The organism is Aliiroseovarius crassostreae (assembly GCF_001307765.1).
GTDB lineage: Bacteria > Pseudomonadota > Alphaproteobacteria > Rhodobacterales > Rhodobacteraceae > Aliiroseovarius > Aliiroseovarius crassostreae.
Window position 1 is genome coordinate 139,301 of the sequence record NZ_LKBA01000019.1, and the last position, 18,504, is coordinate 157,804.

Here is an 18,504-nt window from a genome sequence, read left to right on the forward strand (position 1 = left end):
TATGACTGATTATCAAACACCCCCACAGCCTGAACAGATCCCTGTGCGCAAGAGGCGCAAATGGGTGCGGGCGCTTTTTGTTGCCTCCCTGACCCTCAATCTTTTGGTGATTGGTCTGGTGGCCGGGGCCAAAATCTCTGACCGAGGTGGTCACGGGTTTGACCCGCGGGGACCCGAACGGGGGCTGATCCGCGATCTCGGGCTGGGGCCGATCGCGTCGTCGTTGTCGCGCGAAGATCGCCGGGCCATTGGTCGGGCGCTCAGAGAGCAGCAAGGCAGTTTCCGTGAAAAACGCACGGCCCTCAAGCGCGACTTCGATCGCATGTTGGAGCTATTGCGAGCCGATCCTTATGACCGTGATCAGCTTGAGAGCATCATGACAGCGCAACGAAATCGTGTGCTGGAATTTGGGGATGTGGCACGTGGGCTGGTCCTGGAGCGCATTGAGCAGATGAGCCATGAGGAACGGCAGGAGCTTGCAGAGGCGCTGTCGCAAAATGTGCGTTTTGACCGCCGGAAACATCCAATCAGAAATGACTATGATTGTGAAAAACGCTGATCCGTTCAGCCCGGATCAAGCGAGCTACAGCATGTTCCAGCCCGTTGGGTGATGGATAGGGGAAGCTTTAGGTAATTTGCCTAAGTGGCTTTGATCAAAAGAAAATTTTCGCAACGCCAATGAAGGTTTGTTTTCTTTTTGTTCTTCCGTCTAGGCCGCGCTTTGGATAAAGGTCACCTGATTTCGTCCTTCGGATTTTGCAGCATACAAGGCGCGATCAGCGCTTTGGAGCAGCCGCTGAACCTCACCGGGTGCAACCTCCCCGGCATGAGCCACTGCAACGCCGATTGACATGGTGACGGGCACATTGGTACCGGAGCTGGGGGACAGCACGGGTTGATTACCAACGATCGTCCGCAAACGCTCAGCCATCGCTATCGCCCCTTCAAACTCGGTATCCGGCATCGCGATCAGGAACTCTTCCCCCCCGTAACGCGCCAGAAGATCCATATCCCTGATCCCGTCCCGGAGGCGCGCCGAAACCTCTACCAGAACGTCGTCACCAACAATGTGACCATGGCGATCATTGATGGATTTGAACCTGTCCAGATCCATCAGCATCACCGCAAAACCCTTGCCGCTTTGTTGCGACTGGATTTCCAGCCGTTCAAGATAGCTGCTGGCATAGCGGCGGTTATAAAGCCCGGTCAACGGGTCCGTGACCGCCATGGACAGTCGCTGGTCAACAGTGTTACGCAGGCGGTCAGAAATGAACTTTGCCGGGATAAGAAGCTCCAGCCTCGCGGCGATCTCTTCTGCATCGAAATGCCCAGGCATCACCGCATTTGCCCCAAGATCCAGAGCCATGGCCGCGGCAGGGCCGTTGCGGATGTCGTCAATGAAAATGATGACGGAGTGGCGGGTGGACAGGCGCGAACGCAGTTCGGACACCAGCCGCAGCCCATCTCCCTGTTCTGTCAGATTAGACGCAATAACAAACACATCCGGGACGGAATTCCCCTGTGCGCTGTCTTCAAGCGCCTTGCCTTTGCTGATGACATCAACCTTCTGGCCCAGCTCCTGCGTCAGGGCTTTGCGCCACATCAGGCCGGTTTCCACGGCCGGGGCCAGCAGGGCGATCCGGGCAAGGCGCTGGAAAGAGGAGGACGGTTCGGCAAAGCCCATTTCTTCGGCCAGTTTCTCACGCCGCTGCATCTCTTGTCGCGCGGCATGGGCACGCATGAGGTTGCGCACGATGGCTAGAAGGGTGGTTTCGTCGAGGGGCTTGCTCAGGAAATCTTCTGCTCCGGCACGAAGGGCCTCAAGCCGTGCGTTCCGGTCTGTTGTTGGAGAGATGATCACCACCGGAATGGCGCTCAGGTCCTTGATGGCTTTCAGGCGCTGACAGGCCTCGATCCCGCCGCCCCCTTCGAGGGTCTGACCAAGAAGGATCAGATCAGGGCGCTGCTGGGAAGCCATCGCAATGACATCTGACACGTTCGCGGCCTGGGCGACATCGTAGCAGGCTGAGGTGAGTTTCACCTTCAGCACAATACGGTTTGTAGCCACGTCGTCCGCGATGAGGATGCGTCCTGACATTTTAGGTCCTTGCATGTCTGAGTTTTGCGTATGTTCAGCTTGCGGGAATTTGGTTAAGAAAACCTTTCCAAAGGAAGGAAAGATGAATGAAATCTGAAGATGCAGAGGTCATTGGGTTAACGGCTTTGACATGGCTGGTTGGCAATGAGGAGCTGCTGCCGGTGTTTCTGGGCGCAAGCGGGGCGGGAATTGACGACCTGAAACAAGGGGCTGGCAACCCAGAATTTCTGGCCGCGGTCCTTGATTTCCTTACGATGGATGATGACTGGGTGGTCGAGTTCTGTCGTGCGAACACGCTGCCGTATGATGCGCCAATGCGGGCCCGACATGCACTGCCTGGTGGGGGGCAAATGAATTGGACTTGACCTGCACCGATTTCCAAGTTGTTGATTGCGGGCATGCGGTTAGGGAGGAAGCCAAATGACTGTGAAAGCCTTGCTGTTTGACAAGGACGGGACCCTGTTTCAATTCGCGGCGACCTGGGAAAGCTGGGCGCGCGCCGTTTTGAAACGCCTGACGGGTGAGGATATTGACCGTGCGCGTGAGGTTGGGGCGGCCATCGGTTTCGACTATGATGCGGGGCAGTTTGAACGCGACAGTATCGTGATCGCCGGCACCCCGGAGGAAGTGGTTAACGCATTGTCTGGTTTTTTTGATCATTCCCCTGACGAGTTGGAAATCATCCTTAACGAGGAAGCTGCCACGGCCCCTCAGGCGCAGGCCGTCAACCTGCGGGATGTGCTTGGGCATTTACGGTCCCTCGGGCTTGGTCTGGGGGTGGCCACAAATGATGCGGAAATGCCTGCGCGGGCGCATCTGGAGGGGGCGGGGATCACCGATCTGTTCGATTTCGTGGTTGGCTATGACAGTGGATTTGGTGGAAAGCCTGCACCGGGGCAATGCCTTGCATTCGCTAAACAACTGGGGGTGGCCCCGGAGGATGTGGTCATGGTGGGTGACAGCCTGCATGACCTTCATGCCGGGCGGGCCGCCGGGATGAAAACCGTTGGGGTTCTGACGGGTCTTGCCAGTGAAGAGGAACTGGCCCCGTTTGCTGATGCAGTGATGCCGGATATCGGCCACCTGGCCAGTTGGTTGGCACGACTTTGATACATATTTGATGCACAGATCTGATCAAATATTTGTGTAATCGTTGAAAACAATGGGGAAAGAGGGAAACTTTTCCTCCTTCCCAAAGCCGTATTTCCTTTTTTTTAACTCCCCTCGTCTACGTTTTTTGTATGTTTGATGAGGATCAGAAGGCAATGCATGGTCTGATTAACCGATCTTTTGAAGTATTTTTGCGTGGAACCTATGGCAATGAGTTCTGGCGTGAAATTGTGGGGGAACTTGGGCTTGGATTTGAAAGCTTTGAGCCAATGTTTCATTACGAAACGAACATGTCGCTGGAGATGGTGGAAACGGCGGCGCGAAAGCTGGGCAAGTCACATGAGACCCTGCTTGAAGATTACGGAACCTTCCTGATTGTCGATCCACGCTCTTCCCGCGTGCGTCGTTTGCTGCGCTTCGGTGGGGTGAATTATACCGAATTTCTTTATTCTCTTGAGGATCTGCCCGGGCGCGCACGACTTGCTGTTGCCGAACTCGATATGCCGGAAGTCGAGGTGGATGAGCTTTCGGAAGGATCTTATCAGGTGATGATCCGCCATCCTGTTCCTGGGTTCGGACATGTCATTCTGGGGGCTTTGCGCGCACTTGCTGATGATTATGGGGCCCTGGCCTTGCTTGATCACAATGGCCGCACGGGAGATACGGAGGAATTGATGGTCTATTTGCTGGATGTAGCCCATGCAGAAGGGCGCAAATTCGATTTGGCGGCAGGTGCGGAATGACAGTGCATCTGCCATTGACTGTTGGTTTCGAAGCCATTGACCACATGATGCCGATGGGGGTCGTGCTCAATTCAAAAGGCGGGGTGGTTCACGCTGGCCCGACACTGAAGAAGGTGTTTCCCTATAAGAAAATTCAAGGCATGAGCATCTTTCGGTTGGTCGAGCTGCGCCGCCCGAAACGCATAAGCAACATGGAGCAGATCCGTCAATTCGATGGTGTAAAGCTTTACATGCGCATCCGCGATCAGTTCGGATTGCCGTTGATAGGGAATCTTACGTGTCTGCCAGGATCAGAGTTGATCCTTTTGAACCTATCTTTTGGAATTGGCGTGGTGGATGCTGTCCGGGTCTACGATCTTGCTGGGTCCGACTTTGCTCCAACGGATCTGACTGTTGAACTCCTCTACCTGGTTGAGGCAAATGCTGCGGCGATGGAGCTTTCGAACAAGATGGCGCTGCGGCTATATGGCGAAAAGAACGAAGCCGAAGCTGAGGCCCTGTCCGACGAACTAACCGGCCTTCACAACCGCCGCTCCTTTGAATTGGTTGTAAAACGGCTGTTGGAACGTCAGGAAAATTTCGCATTGATGCATCTGGATCTCGATTTTTTTAAAGCGGTCAACGATACTAAAGGTCATGCGGCTGGTGACTGTGTTTTGCAAAAGGTGGCCTCTGTTTTGAGCGAAGAGACGCGGGAGGGGGATACTGTCGCCCGGGTGGGCGGAGATGAATTTGTCATCGTGCTTCCCAAATTGACAGATGATCACAGGCTGTCCTCCATCGCGCAGAGGATGATACAAAAGCTTGAAGAGCCGATATCTTTTCGCGGAGAGAGTTGCATGATTTCTGCCAGTGTCGGGATCGTTAAAAGCACGGATTATGAACAACCAGATGCTGCCCAGATGGTCGATGATGCGGATGTGGCGCTTTATGCGTCAAAAAAGGCGGGGCGCGCGCAATATACTATCTACTCCAAGGTGCTCAGGTCGGATTGAGCCAGATGTGGTTTTTCCGTCCGGTCGGGAAGATGTATCAAAGTAACCCGCTCTTTGCCGGGTAGGTGCCGGGGGATACCCAGCGCTTGACACATCTGCTGGGTTTGCTTACCGCTCGCTCTGGTGACAAAGGGTAGGGTTGCGTTGGTGTTTTCATGATGAAAAACGTGCTTGCAGCAGGCGTGTTGGTTCTATTGTTGGGAAGTGCGGTCTGGGCCGAGTTTGCTGCATCCGACAGCGGGCAGACGGTTCAGTCTATTCTTGGGCGAAAGCTTGAGAGCGAGCATGTGAAGAATGCCCATATCTACGCGGATGGCACCTTTGATGGGATTTATAACGGTATTTCCTACGCGGGTGACTGGAGCCTCGAAGATGGTAAATTCTGCCGTGAAATCAAACGGGGACTGGACAGCGCAAGGGCGTGCCTCACCCTGGTTCCGGTTTTCGGGGAAGCTGGTGAGATCATTGCCGTCGACTTTCTGTCTTCAGGTTCGGCGACACGGTTTCATCTGCGCTGACGCCCTTTGAAAATGACGGATGATATCCGAAGTTACCTTTCTTCACGATGGAAACAGCATCGCGGATAAAGAGGTGCAGACAGGATTGTGCTTCGCAAAAAAGGCCGCGACGACATCAAGCTATGCCGATCTGGCTGCATTATAGATTTCATGGAAGAAATGGCAGCCCGTAGGGGAATCGAACCCCTCTTTCCAGGTTGAAAACCTGGCGTCCTAACCGATAGACGAACGGGCCGCGCTTGGCGTGAGAAGGCTTTTAGGGGAAGCGCGGCGGGGACGCAACCCCTGTTTTTTGCAATACTGGAAGATTTCAAACACCTTTGCCGCGCCCGCTTGGTTGGGCCTGATCCGGGCGCGCATCCACTGCTCCACTGATCAGGTTTTCACAATGCAACCGCTGGGCCAGCGTCCCTCTGGAGATGCTGATTTTTTCGAGATACTTCGCGGCAGTGGAGGCCTTTTTTCGTACGATTTTAACTGCCTCTTGGGCCGTAACTTGTTCAAAGCGCAGCCTGTCACCAGCGCGCAGCTGGGCCACATGATCCAGATCGGCTGATATGATCGTGGCTATTTTGGGATATCCGCCGGTTGTCTGGTGATCTGCCAGCAGGATTGTTGGCGTGCCATCCCCGGCGACCTGAATGGATCCGCGTGTAACCGGTTCGGACGGGATGGACAACGCATCCTTGAACGACAGGGGAGGGCCGGAAAGGCGCACCCCCATTCGATCAAAACTCGTCGTCAGAGCAAAGCTTTCCGTGGTAAAGGCATCAAGAGAGACCTGAGGGAAAAACCGGTCCTGCGGCCCCATCACGACACGGGCAACCCGTTGATTTTCCGTATAATCAGGGCGGGGAATGGGGCCGAGCCGGTCTTCGCGCAGCTCCGCCGCCTGAACCGAGATGATGTGTCCCGTGTGAATGGCCCCGCCACCCAAATTTGAAATGGAGTGCGTGGCGCTGGCGCCAAGCCAGTTTGAAACCTGAAGGTCACCGGAAAAGGCCAGATAGGCCCAACTGCCAGAAGGGCCAGCCCGCAAGCTCAGAGTTTCTCCAGCAAAAAGGGACAGAACCTGCCAATCCAGGCTTTTCCCACGCGGATGATCGCAGAGAAATTCACCACCGGTCACCGCGAGAGTGATCGCCCCTTCGAGGCACTCAAGCACCAGCCCCCCCATCGACACTTCGATGCCCGTGGAATTCAGGTTGTTACCCAATGCGGCATTGGCCGCGTTGAAGGACAGCTGATCCATCGGACCTGAGCGGGGCACCCCAAACCGCATATGTCCGGGGCGTCCCCCGTCTTGAAAGCTGACAAAGGGGCCTGCAAAGCGGACGGACAGTTTTGCGTCACCCATGCCGGGCCTCTCCTCGAAGGTGGGCGTCATATGTCGCGCGGTCGATGCGATTGAAGCGCACGTGATCCCCAACGTTGAACAGAAACGGGTGATCTTCCGAGTGGCGCAAAATCCGGGTGGGGGAGCGGCCGAGGATTGACCAACCGGTGGGCATGGTCAGGGTGGTGACCAGACATTGAGGCCCTGCAATGATCACGCTACCGGCAGGAACATCGCGCAGGGCGGTTGATTTGCGCGGCAGGTTGAGCATCGGATCCAGCCCGGTCAGATAGGCATATCCGGGCGCAAACCCATACATGCCAACACGAAATTTTGATCCAAGATGGGCGTTGATCACCGTGTCGATACTGACGCCTAGGGCCGACGCCACCGCGTTCAGGTCTGGTGACAGGTCGCTATCATAACAGATATCGACCTGATGCGTGGTCACGGGAATGCGAATGTTGGCCACGGTCTGCAACAAGTCAACGAGGCTCGCTTGCAGTGCGTCATGATCGGTGACAAGCGGGTCAAATTCCACCAGAAGATTGACAAGAGCCGGGACCACTTCCTGCACCCCGAGGGGCGGGGTGGCTGCAATGGCGTGATCCAGTGCCAGCACCTGCTGGGACAGGCGCTCTGAAATCTCTTCCCCCAGTTCCACCAACAAGGCGTGGTCTGCTACCGGTACAAAATGTGGAAACCGGGGCGTCATCTGGTTGCAAAACCCGCAAGTGTAATGCCAGCGCTTTCCAGGCGGCTACGGATTTCGCGTGCCATGGATACGGCTTCGGGGCCGTCCCCGTGCACGCAGATGGAATGGGCATCCAGCTTGATCGGGTCGCCATCAATCACCGGCATCAGACCGGTCTTAAGCATGGAAATCAGGCGGTCCGCTGCAATTTTGGCATCGTGGATCATCGCCTCGGGGTGTCCGCGCGGCACCAGATGACCCGTTGACAGATAGCCGCGGTCAGCAAAGATCTCGGAATATGTGTCCAATCCCGCCGCCTTTGCGGCGTCTTCAAACGCGGTGCCTGAAATGGCCAGCACGGCCAGGCCGGGGTCGATTTTGCAAATGGCTGAAGCGATGGCCGTGGCGACGCGATCGTCCGCTGCGGCCAGATTGGCCAGCGCCCCATGCGGTTTGACATAGGACACTTTGACAGGGACCAAAGCAGCCACCCCGATCAGCGCGCCAATCTGGGCTGCAACCATATGGGCGATTTCTTCGGGCGCCATCGGGATCACACGGCGGCCAAACCCTTCGCGATCATTATAACCGGGATGCGCCCCCACAGTCACACCGTGCTTTGCTGCCAGAGCGAGGGTTTTGAACATGGTGTCCGGGTCGCTGGCATGTCCACCGCAGGCAATATTGGCGCTGGTAACAATCGACAGCATGGTGGCGTCATCGCCCATGGGCCAGGGGCCAAACCCTTCCCCCAGATCAGAATTCAGGTCGATTTTCACGCGTCCCTCCCTGGGTCATTTCAGGTGCTGTGCCTGCCGCTTTACACCGACAATACGCACAGAGCAGTGGTGTGTGAATGCGGAATTAGGGGAAATTACACGGGCATCGCGCGGAAATGACAGCGTTGCCGTGGCCACCAGAGACCAAAGTCAGGTAGGCCTGTGCTGATTGTCGCTGAAATGGGAGAGGTGGCAGCCCGTAGGGGGCTGCCGCTTCTGTTTGGAATCAGGCGGTTAGCGAAAAGTGGGACACTTAGTATTCCCATATGAACACAAGGGTTTTCGGCTTTATTGTCCCACCAAACTGCCCCTTGCAGCGCGGGGGACAGGTCACGTCAGACCAATCTGAGTGGCGCGGGGGAAAGGTTGTTTTTCATGTCCAGGAGAAGGCGGACGCCCTGGCGGATGGACCACGGCCGATAGCCCTGCACCTGGCGGACGTCGCGGCGGAGTTCGACATAGACGGACCCGGCGGACACGCCGTCCCGTGCCAGGCGGATCGCGCCGCGCTTTGCGTGGGCCTCGAGGCCCGTAAGCATCGTGTCCGGTTCCACGCCATAGTCCTGGTGCATCTGATCCAGAGACAGCCACGCTCGGACGTCCTCCGGCGCTTCCAGGTCGCAATCGTCCTCCAACAGGATTTCCGTCCCGTGGCCGCACACATAGAACGCGGCCAAGGCCAGCAATTCTTCGGCCGATGTAAACCGTTTCTCCATTTCGATCCCTCCATTCGCTTTGCCTGGTCAGGCGCTTGCCGCACGCGCAAGGATATCGTCGGGCGTGGTTAATAGTCGGTTAAGGGTTGAAGTGATTTAGGCAATCAGCCCCGCGCCCCAAACGGTCCCGAGGCCGCCCGGGGACCCCGCTTCACGGCCCAATCCGGGCCGCGCCAAGACAACGCTGGACCGCCTGCGCGCTTCACCGCCGAACCTTCCCCGCGCCCCCGCCCATCTCCCTAGATCAGGGACCCCGGGGAGGGAAGGAAGGTCTTTGCGGCCAGGCCGCAAGCGGCCTGACGGTGAATTCAGAAGGGCAAAGCTGCTTCTTGGGGATAGCGGGGAGTGTAACAGGGAAGGTTCCGGGGACCTGAAAGGCCATATTATTGAATGAAATCAGTATAATTTTTCTATAGGGAGGATAGGGAGGGGTATATAAAGCATACGAGAAAAACGCAGAAACAAAGTATTTTGCACAGGAGGGCGCAAACCCCTCCCCGGCGTCCCTGCTATCCCCGAGCGGGTTTCGGCCTAGTCCGGCCTGGCGGTTTTGGGTCCTTCCGTGGGGTCGCAACGTGGGTATATTCGCGTCCCGTTGTTCAATAAGAAGCTGGCCTTTAGGGAGGTGGGCTTTTCCATTGGGGTTGTTGATGTTGCAAAAGCCACTCGGACATATTCGGAACCTCATTGATCCGGTACAAGTCCATTAAGATCACCGCCAGTAACACCGAATGCGCCAGAGACACTCCCTATTAGTTGCGCGCCCTGAATCACCAGGGGCGCGGACCTATCCACACCGATCCGAGTATAACATTCTTCTACATCCGAGCTTGAAAGGTGCGCATCAGATGAGCGCAAATCATAAACCCCGAAAAGGGGGCCCATTCTGTCATGCGCATACGCCTCATCAGTGTACTTTGCCAGCAGCCTTTGTAAGAGTTTCAAGGTTCCATGATCAGACTTGCCCTCACCTAGTGCTTGGATAAGGCTCTTTTTGTTGATTCTCTCAATCGAGAATTTCACAACGTCTTTAGCCAAGGACCGAAGTCCGTCTTCACTTACACCACGAAACCTGGTGATTTTCTGCCTTAGTGCGGCTGTCTCATGGTGATCACGCAAGAGAGAGACTTCAAATTTCGCTTGGATTACACCATGCAACCACACTAGCGCATCGGGCAGCAACACCTCTGGCGCAGAGGTGCGGGCTGGACGGCACTCCATCTGAGCTTGCATCAACTCAGCAGAAACCCCGCCGTCCGGGCGACAATTAAATCCGGCCCATATACGACGTTCCCAAAGAGGGCGGCGAGCAATATCGTAGGCATATGCGTTAACCAGACCAATCTTGTTCATACCGAAATGGACTAGCCAATCAGGTGACGGAGAAACACCACCCGTATTCTCAGTGTACCATTCAAGGCAAGCCCCTCGCTGCGAAAGCAACTCATTGACCACACCTGGTTTGAACCAGAGGTATTTTCCAATTTCCTCACGGTTCAGTGTCTCAAGGTCGACTCTTGCCCCTCCATCAAGCTGCACCATCAATGCTTCGGACGGCTCTGAATAACCGATCCTTTCAGAAGCAGCCGCTGGCTCGATCCACTCACCTCTCCATAGTTCACCTGAAACCGAAAACCTATCACTTTCGTTTCCGCGCACGCCGCTGGTCGAGGCCGACTCTGTATTTTCATCGTCGTAGCCAGAAAAATCCGGTACGTCTTCTTCTGGATCAACATCAGTGCGACGGGCAGTAAACATTGCCCAAGTGGTGCCAGGGAAATCCCCCGACCCATCAATTTCGTGGCACCTGACTTCGCACCGATCATTTGGCTCAGAAACTAGCGCGAAATCCTCAGGCCAATCAAAGCCTGGATTGTAATCAAGGACGGCCTTCCGTTCACGATAATAGTACAACCGCAGGGCGGCCTTTCGGGCTGCGAGGTAATCCTTCAAATATTCGGCGCGCACCTCGACAAAGATGACAGTCCCTTCGTCATTACGCGTCTGTCGAATGACCTCTTCATAGCCCTCCCCAGGCCGCACCCAAGAATTTCCTTCCTTGAGCAGGCTATATGCAAGTATGAAATCTTGGTGCATCAAGACCTGCCGGGGATGCAGCGAATTGTGATATTGGCTTAAGACAAGCCTGAACCCAAGGCTTCCTTCAAATCCAGGCTGGAAGTCGTCAGCTTGGTTGTATGTCCCGTCGTCTTGTAAGTATGGGGTAGTCTGATCCAACGACCAGTGGTGCCAATCCAAGTTCTCGGCAAACTCTCGCTTGTCTTCGTAGATTACAGCCGATCCAACGGCTAGAGTTTCTTCGACATGCCCTATTTCGGGATACTTGCCCCTCTTAATTGGATGAAGCGTTCCGTAAACTGGCACCCACATGGCCCGCGCAAATTTCCGTCGTCTAAGGTCCTCGAGCTCAAACCACTCTTGGCTCAATTCATCCATTGGTGTCTTTCCCTTCGCTCACGCTCAAAATGGGATCATTTTCCGATACTGCCGATCTCCACCGCTGCTAAACCCAATCAACCCTAAAATGTCTGGAACGTCGTTTGGATTTAGTAATTCTAGGTTTGATCAGACCAGCGGGACATTCAGTTCTCCATTCAGCCGGAGCTTTAACAAAACCTAGTTGCGACCCCCGGCAACGCCGCAATATCGGCTACGAAACGGCAACGGTTCAACCCTGAATCGCAGATGCTCACCAAGAATTCTTCCTTGCGTGGGGAGCGAATCTTGACCTCAGAAAGGGCTTGACGCCCCGAATCCAGACCGTCGTTTTGATATCTATTCACTCTGCAAAGGAAACGGATAGACCTCATGACCACGCAAGCTGACAAACCAATGTATCGCCTATCCGTAGCCCTCGAGGCAGCGGGTGTGAAACCGGGCAAGTTCCACCGCCAATTTTATGATGGTGTCTTGGGCCAGGCCCTCAAGACCGATGGGGAGTTTGCGGCGCAGATAACCGATCCCATGCGGGGCGCGGGGGCCGGTCGCGGCGGTGGGCGGTTTGTCACCCTCGAGGGTGCGGTGTGCCTGGCGGTGTTTTTCCGGCTCCTGACAGGGGGCGTTCCCTCTGACCGAGCCTTGCGGATCGCCCGCGCTTTCATTTTAATGGACGAATTAATGGACGAAATCGGCAACGGCCTTCGTGCCTTCAACGCCACCATGCCACGTCCTGCCGGTCAAGTTTTTGACGGGTCGCAGGACACGTTCCTGGTCACGGTCGCGGGTGTGCTGCCCGCTGATGCACAGGACGCTATCGCGTTCGTTCCTGGGTGCGACCTGACAGCGTTTCAGATCATGGAGTGGCTGGACTTTCACGAAAGTGGATGCGCGCCTCTCTGCCTGGTGAACCTCTCCGAGCTGATCCAGCAAATGCGGGACGGCTTGGAGGCCGATCCGGTTGCGGCCGTCCAGCACCCGGGCGCGGGTTACGCCGCGACTGGTGACGCATCATCCGCGATAACCGATCCCGTTCCTGCGTTTCTGGCCGAATTCACAATCCGCGATCCTTCTGCGCGCATGTCCAGCCTCGAGTTTCAGCGCGTCTTTCACGCTTGGCTTTCCGATTGGCAGGCGGCGGCGCGCCCACACCACCAAGGGGATGCAAACAGCAACGCGGTAAACTTGGCCAATGCACTGGCGGCATGTGGTGGCCGCAAAGTCAAATCCAACGGCAAAATGGCATTCGCTGGCATTCGGTGGAGCAAAACACCAGCCGCCCAAGCCTTCCTCACAGGTTTGTTGGAATTGAATTGACGGCTGCGCCGTCTCCCTTCCCCGCCGATCCCGAACCCCAAAGGAACCCTTTCCATGAACGCCAAAACCGCCACCGAAAACCCGATCGCTACCGCCCAGCGCGGCCGCGCGCATGTCGTGGCCGCCTGCCTTGCCGTGCTGACGCGTGAAATCCACGGCGCGGGCCTCGAGAAACACGCCGCCCTGGACCTGTTGCGGGACGCGCCGGACAAGATTGACGCTGCTCTGACGCGCGGCCCAGGGGCGCTGGTGGTTTACCGCCTTGACCGTCGCGGGGCGCGGGGCGTGGTCAGTGACAGCGAATCCCGGCTGGGGCATTTTACGGCCGCCGCCGAACAAGAGGGCGCGCCGTTGTTCGGGTTCTGTCCCGGCGCGATTGCCGAGCTGGCCGCCCATATCGATGCGGGCGCGGCGTCCCTGAAAAAGGACGCCTGATCCATGAAACATGAGCGGTTTGCAGATTTGAACAATCCCGCCTTTGGCCCCCAGGTTGCGGCCGAGGTGAAGGTGGAGGACGGGGACCGGACGGTCCTTCTGTCCTTCTCGAGCGAAATTCCGGTCCTTCGGGATACCCCCATGGGACCGGCCTTTGAGGTTCTGGGGCACGATCCAGGCGAGGTTGACCTGTCACGGCTCAACAGCGGATCGGCCCCGGTCCTCAAGGATCACCGGCGCGACGTGGACTCGATGGTCGGGACGGTTGTTTTCGCCCGGATCGAGGGTCGCCGGGGTCGCGCAGTTGTGCGGCTTGCGGACACGAAAGAAGGCAACTCAATGCTAACCCGTGTGAAGGCGGGTGAAGTGCAGTCGGTATCGGTGGGTTACGCCGTCCATGAGTTGAAACCAGCGGGCGAACAAATCGGCTATCCCGTCTTGCGCGCCACAAAATGGGAAGCGGTCGAGGTGTCACTCGTCGCGGTCCCGGCGGACCCCACGGTCGGGGTCGGTCGGTCGCTGTCGGGCGGTTCTTCCGCGTCCATCCCTCATTTTCTGAAAGGTTCAAACATGACGACTCCCACCCCCCACACGACTCAGCACCAGCCCGCCCCGGCGACCAGTTCCGTCAACGCCGAACGCCGCCGCGCGTCCGAAATCTCCGCCCTGGGCCGCAGCTTCAACATGCCCGCCGAGGATGTGGAAAGCGCGATTGCGGACGGCCTGTCCGTGGACGCATTCCAGCGTTCGATCCTGGACGGCATGTCCTCGAGCAACGGCCCGCAACCCGTCACGCGCGGCCGCATGGGCCTGCCCGCAATCGCGGCGGCCGAGCGGTCCTATTCGCTGTCCCGTGTCGCCCAGGCACAAATCACCGGCGATTGGACCCAGGCCGGTTTCGAGCGGGAAGTTTCCCAGGAGCTGCAAGGCCAGCTTGGCCGTAGCGCCTCGGGGACCTACGTTCCCACGGCCGCCCTGGCCGGACGCGCCCTGGTCACGACCGCCACCGCACCGTCGCTGATCGGCACCCAGCAGATGCACGACGCCTTTGTCGAGGTCCTGAAACCCCAGGTGCGGGTGATGGAGCTGGGCGCAACGGTTCTGCCGGGCCTGGTGGAAAACGTGTCGATCCCGCGCCAGACGGCCGGGTGTTCCGCCGAATGGATCGCGGAAAACAGCGAGGCGACGGAATCGGCCCCGGCCTTCGACGCGGTGACGCTGACCATGCACCAGCTTTCGGCCCACACGCGGATTTCGCGCCGTCAGCTCAAGCAAAGCCTGCCCGCCGTGGACCAGATTCTCACCAATGATTTGCGCGCCCAGATCGCGGTTGCACTGGACAAGGCTGCGATTGCCGGAACCGGCGTTGGCCCCCAGCCCACGGGCATTCTCAACCTGGCCGGGATCGGTGACGTAGAAATGGGACCGGACGGCGATTTCGTGACCTGGGCCAAACTCATGGAGTTGGTCAGCATTGTGGAGTCGGCCAACGTCGATCCCATGTCCCTGGGCTTCCTGTCCAACCTCAAGGTCAAAGGGCACCTCATGTCCACGCCGCGCATTTCTGGGACCGATACCATGATGCTGGACCCGGACGTCGCCGCCACGGCCGAGGACCTGCGCCTGGCCGGTTACAAGGCCCGGTTCTCCGGCAACGTGCCGTCCGACCTCACCAAGGGAACCGGGGCGGACCTGTCGGCCGTGATCTTCGGGGCCTGGGCTGACCTTCTGATCGGCCAATGGGGCGGTATCGACCTGATCGTGGACGATGTGACCGAAGCCGCGAAAGGTAACGTCCGACTGGTGGCGCATTCCGAATGGGACATTGCCACCCGCCATGCGGAATCCTTCGCGGATCCAGGACGCCCTGACCGCGTAAGAGCTAAGACGCCATAAGACTGCACCACGCCGCAGCGGCGCAGCCCGCCCCTTCAACGCCTGATCCGGGGCGGGCTATCCCTCCAACTCTTTGCGTCATAGGTCCCATGCTTCAAACCGCCGCAAAACACGACAGCCCGCGCCCTGCCGTTGCCGACACGGCGCGGGCTGTCACGTGTCGAGGCAGCCGGTTACATCGGAATAGGCGCTTCAAAATTCGACGCGATGGTGGCTGATGGGCGTATGCCCAAGCCCAAAAAGATTGACGGACGGCGCGTGTGGGACGTTCGGTCCCTGGACCGTTCATTTGATGCTTTACCAGGTGGTGACGACTCGGACTACAATCCTTGGGATGAGTAGATGAGCGAGGAGTCCATGAAATTTAAATTGAAATATGTCGTCGAGGACACGGACCGTCACGGGAACGTGCGGCTCTACTATCGACGCGACGGCCGGAAAGTGCGCTTGCGCGGCCCGACCGGATCACCGGAATTCCTGACCGACTACCGCCGCGCTGCGGCAGGTCCAAAGGAATCCAAGTCAACAACCAAACGGGCAAGTCGCGTGAAGCCTAACTCGTTTCATTGGCTCTGCACCCAATACTACAAATCATCCATGTGGGCCGGGCTGGACCCAAAGACTCAAAAGACCAGACGCGCGATCCTCGAGCGGTTCGCGCTTCACAATGGCAATGGCGACAAACCGTTTCGCATGATGTTGGCGCGCCACATACGCAAACGGCGCGACGAGATGATGGCGACGCCAGAGGCGGCCAACAGCATGGTAAAAGTGCTGCGCCAGCTCTTTCGTTTCGCCGTCACTTATGACTTGGCCGACACAAATCCGGCGAAGGACGTGGAGCTTCTGAAATCGAACCCAGATGGCTACCACTCGTGGACGCTCGCCGAGATAGAGAAGTTCGAGGAAACGCATCCAGAAGGCAGCACAGCGCGCCTGGCGCTGGCTCTGGCGCTCTACACAGGGCAACGCCGGTCTGACCTAGTGTTGTTCGGGAAACAGCACGTCCAAAAGGGCTGGCTCGTGTTCACGCAACAGAAGGGAAAAGGGCGGAACCCGGTCCGCTTGCAAATCCCGATTGTGCCAGAGCTAGAACGGATCATCGAGGCAAGCGAGACCGGCGACCTAGCTTTTCTCGTCAACGCCTATGGGCGGCCGTTCACGAATGCCGGTTTTGGTAATCGGTTTCGCAAGTGGTGCGACGATGCAGGTTTGAAGCATTGTTCGGTCCACGGCCTCCGAAAGGCGGCCGCTGCGCGTCTGGCCGAGCTGGGATGCACCGAGTTCGAAATCATGGCGATCACCGGCCACCAGACCTCGAAAGAGGTCACGCGATACACGAAAGCGGCCAGCCAAAAAGTGCGCGCCCAGGCGGCCTCTCAGAAGATGCGCGCCGGACAGAGTTAGAACAAAAGTGTCCCACTTTTTGCCCCCGTTCGACACGGTGGGACAAAACCGACACTTAACGCTCTGATGTTTCAAGAAGAAAATTTAAGTGGCAGCCCGTAGGGGAATCGAACCCCTCTTTCCAGGTTGAAAACCTGGCGTCCTAACCGATAGACGAACGGGCCACTCTGTCGTGTGAGGCGGGTTTTAGGGGAAGCGGACTGGGCGCGCAAGGGGGAAAATCGGCTTTTTGTAAAAAACTTGAAAACCGTTTAGGATCAGGCGGTTGAGGCGTCGTCAAGGCGCAGTTGTGGGCTTGATCTGCCCTGCCAGTGATTCACCTCCAGCTTGCCGGCCAGATGAAAGCGGCGACCGGCATGGTTTTCCAGAAGAGGGCCGAGCGGCCCATCAAAAGCCCCAAAGGAAATGGCATCAATCCGCGTGCCCATCCCGTCGCCGAAGCTGAGTTTCAGATGGTTTTGCCCAACCCGTTTTGCGAACAGGATCTGCACATCTGGAAAGGCAAAGCGCGGGGCAGGGGCTGAGGCCCCAAACGGTCCGGCCTGTTCCAGTTCTTCGATCAGGTCCACGGTAACGGCTGAGGGCATCAGCACGCCGTCAAGGCGCAGGTCGGCGGCCCCCTGCAATCCGGCTCCCTGTTTTGCCAGAAGGTCGCTCAGGCGGTTCATGGCCGGTTCCAGCTGGTCACGCGACAGGCTCAGCCCTGCGGCCATCTTGTGCCCGCCACCTTTCTGGATGACACCGTCCGAGGCCAGCCGCTGAATGGATGCCCCAAGATCGACCCCCGCAATCGAGCGCCCGGACCCTTTGCCGTCATCGCCGTCAAACCCGATCACCACGGCAGGGCGGTTGGTGGCCTCTTTCAGGCGGGAGGCCACGATGCCAACCACACCGGGATGCCAGCCCTCACCGGCGGCCCAGACCAGAGGGGCGTCCAGTCCGCGGGCTTCGGCCTGTTCCAGCGCAAGGGCCTGCACATTGGCTTCGATTTCGCGCCGCTCTGCATTCAGGTCATTCAGCCGTGCCGCAATGGCCTGCGCCTCGTGCATATCCATGGTCGACAGCAGGCGCGCGCCGAGATCGGCCCGGCCAACACGCCCCCCGGCATTCACTCGTGGCCCCATCATATACCCAAGGTGATAGGCGCGGGGTGCTTCGTTCATGCCCGATACATCCGCCAGCGCCACTATGCCCGGGCGGGCGCGGCGGGCCATGATCTTCAGGCCCTGACGCACCAATGCCCGGTTCGCCTCAATCAGCGGTGCCACATCCGCGACGGTTCCAAGGGCCACAAGGTCGAGCATGGAAATCAGGTCAGGTCCGGTGCGCCCGGCCTCGCGCAACATCCGGCCCAGCTCGACCAGCATTAGAAACACCACTCCCGCCGCGCAGAGATAGCCCGGCGCGTCCAGTTCATCCTGACGGTTCGGGTTCACCACCGCCACGGCAGGCGGCAGGGTTTCGCCCCCCAGGTGGTGATCGAGCACCACCACATCCGCGCCTTTGGCTTTCGCGGCGGCAATCGGCTCATGGCTCAGCGTGCCGCAGTCAACGCAGATGATCAGGCTATGATCCGCTGCCAGCAGCTCCATCGCGGGGACATTGGGGCCATAGCCTTCGTTGATCCGGTCGGGGATATAAAGCGTGACATCGCGCCCCATCTGACGAAACCAGTCGATGAGCAGCGCGGCCGAGGTTGCCCCATCCACGTCATAATCGGCAAATATGGCGACTTTTTCCCGCTGATCAAAGGCTTGCAAGGTGCGGGATGCGGCGATCTCCATATCCTTCAAGCCACGCGGATCAGGCAGCAGTGTCTTGAGTGTGGGATCGAGGAATTCTGCAGCCCCTTCTGCGCCTATACCGCGCTGCGCAAGGATCTTGCACAGGGGCAGGGGCAATTGGGTCAGCTGGTGCAGGTGTTCACCCTGGCGTTCCGCCTCGATCCCCGGTCCGACCCAGCGTCGGCCCGTGGCAGAGCTGTCCACACCGAGAAAGCTCAT

17 protein-coding genes and 2 tRNA genes are annotated in these 18,504 nt (G+C 58.0%); 10 read left to right on the forward strand and 9 right to left on the reverse strand.

Features of this window, described 5'->3' with window-relative positions:
* Position 1: 1 nt before the first annotated feature.
* Positions 2-559, forward strand: coding sequence for a periplasmic heavy metal sensor (locus AKJ29_RS13375; RefSeq protein WP_055191630.1), 558 nt, complete (start codon positions 2-4; stop codon positions 557-559).
* A 150-nt stretch (positions 560-709) separates the two neighbouring features.
* Here the strand turns inward: AKJ29_RS13375 and AKJ29_RS13380 are convergent, their stop codons facing one another.
* Positions 710-2,098 (reverse strand): diguanylate cyclase, encoded by a 1,389-nt coding sequence (locus AKJ29_RS13380; protein WP_055191632.1) that lies wholly within the window; start codon positions 2,096-2,098, stop codon positions 710-712.
* 86 nt (positions 2,099-2,184) lie between these two features.
* On the opposite strand from AKJ29_RS13380, the gene AKJ29_RS13385 reads away from it, so the two are divergent.
* The 5 genes from AKJ29_RS13385 (at position 2,185) to AKJ29_RS13405 (ending at position 5,464) form a co-directional block, all read left to right on the forward strand.
* Positions 2,185-2,463, forward strand: a complete 279-nt coding sequence (locus AKJ29_RS13385) for a DUF3572 domain-containing protein (RefSeq protein ID WP_055191634.1) — start codon at positions 2,185-2,187, stop codon at positions 2,461-2,463.
* Between the two features lie 55 nt (positions 2,464-2,518).
* Positions 2,519-3,208 carry an HAD family hydrolase gene (locus tag AKJ29_RS13390; protein WP_055191636.1) on the forward strand — a complete coding sequence of 230 codons (690 nt, stop codon included), beginning with the start codon at positions 2,519-2,521 and terminating at the stop codon, positions 3,206-3,208.
* A gap of 155 nt (positions 3,209-3,363) precedes the next feature.
* Complete coding sequence (locus tag AKJ29_RS13395; protein ID WP_055191638.1) at positions 3,364-3,951, forward strand: heme NO-binding domain-containing protein; 588 nt, start codon at positions 3,364-3,366, stop codon at positions 3,949-3,951.
* Complete coding sequence (locus tag AKJ29_RS13400; protein WP_055191640.1) at positions 3,948-4,946, forward strand: GGDEF domain-containing protein; 999 nt, start codon at positions 3,948-3,950, stop codon at positions 4,944-4,946. Before AKJ29_RS13395 ends, AKJ29_RS13400 begins: the two co-directional genes overlap by 4 nt.
* 155 nt (positions 4,947-5,101) lie before the next feature.
* Complete coding sequence (locus tag AKJ29_RS13405; RefSeq protein ID WP_055191643.1) at positions 5,102-5,464, forward strand: hypothetical protein; 363 nt, start codon at positions 5,102-5,104, stop codon at positions 5,462-5,464.
* Positions 5,465-5,624: 160 nt separating this feature from the next.
* Here AKJ29_RS13405 and AKJ29_RS13410 read toward each other — a convergent pair.
* From AKJ29_RS13410 to AKJ29_RS13435, 6 genes are all read right to left on the reverse strand, one after another.
* Positions 5,625-5,699, reverse strand: a tRNA-Glu gene (locus tag AKJ29_RS13410).
* Between the two features lie 75 nt (positions 5,700-5,774).
* Positions 5,775-6,821 (reverse strand): 5-oxoprolinase subunit C family protein, encoded by a 1,047-nt coding sequence (locus AKJ29_RS13415; RefSeq protein ID WP_055191645.1) that lies wholly within the window; start codon positions 6,819-6,821, stop codon positions 5,775-5,777.
* Complete coding sequence (locus tag AKJ29_RS13420) at positions 6,814-7,515, reverse strand: 5-oxoprolinase subunit B family protein (RefSeq protein WP_055191647.1); 702 nt, start codon at positions 7,513-7,515, stop codon at positions 6,814-6,816. The genes AKJ29_RS13415 and AKJ29_RS13420 overlap by 8 nt, the downstream gene beginning before the upstream one ends.
* Positions 7,512-8,273, reverse strand: a complete 762-nt coding sequence (locus AKJ29_RS13425) for a LamB/YcsF family protein (protein ID WP_074963650.1) — start codon at positions 8,271-8,273, stop codon at positions 7,512-7,514. Before AKJ29_RS13425 ends, AKJ29_RS13420 begins: the two co-directional genes overlap by 4 nt.
* 335 nt (positions 8,274-8,608) lie before the next feature.
* Complete coding sequence (locus tag AKJ29_RS13430; RefSeq protein WP_055191649.1) at positions 8,609-8,989, reverse strand: hypothetical protein; 381 nt, start codon at positions 8,987-8,989, stop codon at positions 8,609-8,611.
* A 684-nt stretch (positions 8,990-9,673) separates the two neighbouring features.
* Positions 9,674-11,446, reverse strand: coding sequence for a hypothetical protein (locus tag AKJ29_RS13435; protein ID WP_055191651.1), 1,773 nt, complete (start codon positions 11,444-11,446; stop codon positions 9,674-9,676).
* 432 nt (positions 11,447-11,878) lie between these two features.
* Between AKJ29_RS13435 and AKJ29_RS13440 the strand changes: the two genes are divergently transcribed.
* From AKJ29_RS13440 to AKJ29_RS13460, 4 genes are all read left to right on the forward strand, one after another.
* Complete coding sequence (locus tag AKJ29_RS13440; RefSeq protein ID WP_139231354.1) at positions 11,879-12,763, forward strand: hypothetical protein; 885 nt, start codon at positions 11,879-11,881, stop codon at positions 12,761-12,763.
* A 54-nt stretch (positions 12,764-12,817) separates the two neighbouring features.
* Positions 12,818-13,198, forward strand: a complete 381-nt coding sequence (locus AKJ29_RS13445; RefSeq protein ID WP_055191655.1) for a hypothetical protein — start codon at positions 12,818-12,820, stop codon at positions 13,196-13,198.
* A 3-nt stretch (positions 13,199-13,201) separates the two neighbouring features.
* Positions 13,202-15,094, forward strand: coding sequence for a phage major capsid protein (locus AKJ29_RS13450; RefSeq protein ID WP_055191658.1), 1,893 nt, complete (start codon positions 13,202-13,204; stop codon positions 15,092-15,094).
* A gap of 342 nt (positions 15,095-15,436) precedes the next feature.
* Complete coding sequence (locus tag AKJ29_RS13460; RefSeq protein ID WP_055191663.1) at positions 15,437-16,501, forward strand: tyrosine-type recombinase/integrase; 1,065 nt, start codon at positions 15,437-15,439, stop codon at positions 16,499-16,501.
* An 89-nt stretch (positions 16,502-16,590) separates the two neighbouring features.
* Here AKJ29_RS13460 and AKJ29_RS13465 read toward each other — a convergent pair.
* Positions 16,591-16,665: transfer RNA gene (locus AKJ29_RS13465), tRNA-Glu, on the reverse strand.
* A gap of 93 nt (positions 16,666-16,758) precedes the next feature.
* A complete protein-coding gene (recJ, locus tag AKJ29_RS13470; RefSeq protein ID WP_055192463.1) occupies positions 16,759-18,504 on the reverse strand; it encodes a single-stranded-DNA-specific exonuclease RecJ in 1,746 nt (581 codons plus the stop codon).

What these genes read in the sequence shown, in the direction of transcription:
- AKJ29_RS13445 (WP_055191655.1), top strand. Translation starts at nt 12,818, where the DNA reads ATGAACGCCAAAACCGCCACCGAAAACCCGATCGCTACCGCCCAGCGC.
- AKJ29_RS13395 (WP_055191638.1), top strand. Translation starts at nt 3,364, where the DNA reads ATGCATGGTCTGATTAACCGATCTTTTGAAGTATTTTTGCGTGGAACC.
- AKJ29_RS13415 (WP_055191645.1), bottom strand. Translation starts at nt 6,821, where the DNA reads ATGGGTGACGCAAAACTGTCCGTCCGCTTTGCAGGCCCCTTTGTCAGC.
- AKJ29_RS13400 (WP_055191640.1), top strand. Translation starts at nt 3,948, where the DNA reads ATGACAGTGCATCTGCCATTGACTGTTGGTTTCGAAGCCATTGACCAC.
- AKJ29_RS13435 (WP_055191651.1), bottom strand. Translation starts at nt 11,446, where the DNA reads ATGGATGAATTGAGCCAAGAGTGGTTTGAGCTCGAGGACCTTAGACGA.
- AKJ29_RS13420 (WP_055191647.1), bottom strand. Translation starts at nt 7,515, where the DNA reads ATGACGCCCCGGTTTCCACATTTTGTACCGGTAGCAGACCACGCCTTG.
- AKJ29_RS13450 (WP_055191658.1), top strand. Translation starts at nt 13,202, where the DNA reads ATGAAACATGAGCGGTTTGCAGATTTGAACAATCCCGCCTTTGGCCCC.
- AKJ29_RS13385 (WP_055191634.1), top strand. Translation starts at nt 2,185, where the DNA reads ATGAAATCTGAAGATGCAGAGGTCATTGGGTTAACGGCTTTGACATGG.
- AKJ29_RS13430 (WP_055191649.1), bottom strand. Translation starts at nt 8,989, where the DNA reads ATGGAGAAACGGTTTACATCGGCCGAAGAATTGCTGGCCTTGGCCGCG.
- AKJ29_RS13375 (WP_055191630.1), top strand. Translation starts at nt 2, where the DNA reads ATGACTGATTATCAAACACCCCCACAGCCTGAACAGATCCCTGTGCGC.
- recJ (WP_055192463.1), bottom strand. Translation starts at nt 18,504, where the DNA reads ATGAGCTTTCTCGGTGTGGACAGCTCTGCCACGGGCCGACGCTGGGTC.
- AKJ29_RS13460 (WP_055191663.1), top strand. Translation starts at nt 15,437, where the DNA reads ATGAGCGAGGAGTCCATGAAATTTAAATTGAAATATGTCGTCGAGGAC.
- AKJ29_RS13405 (WP_055191643.1), top strand. Translation starts at nt 5,102, where the DNA reads ATGATGAAAAACGTGCTTGCAGCAGGCGTGTTGGTTCTATTGTTGGGA.
- AKJ29_RS13380 (WP_055191632.1), bottom strand. Translation starts at nt 2,098, where the DNA reads ATGTCAGGACGCATCCTCATCGCGGACGACGTGGCTACAAACCGTATT.
- AKJ29_RS13390 (WP_055191636.1), top strand. Translation starts at nt 2,519, where the DNA reads ATGACTGTGAAAGCCTTGCTGTTTGACAAGGACGGGACCCTGTTTCAA.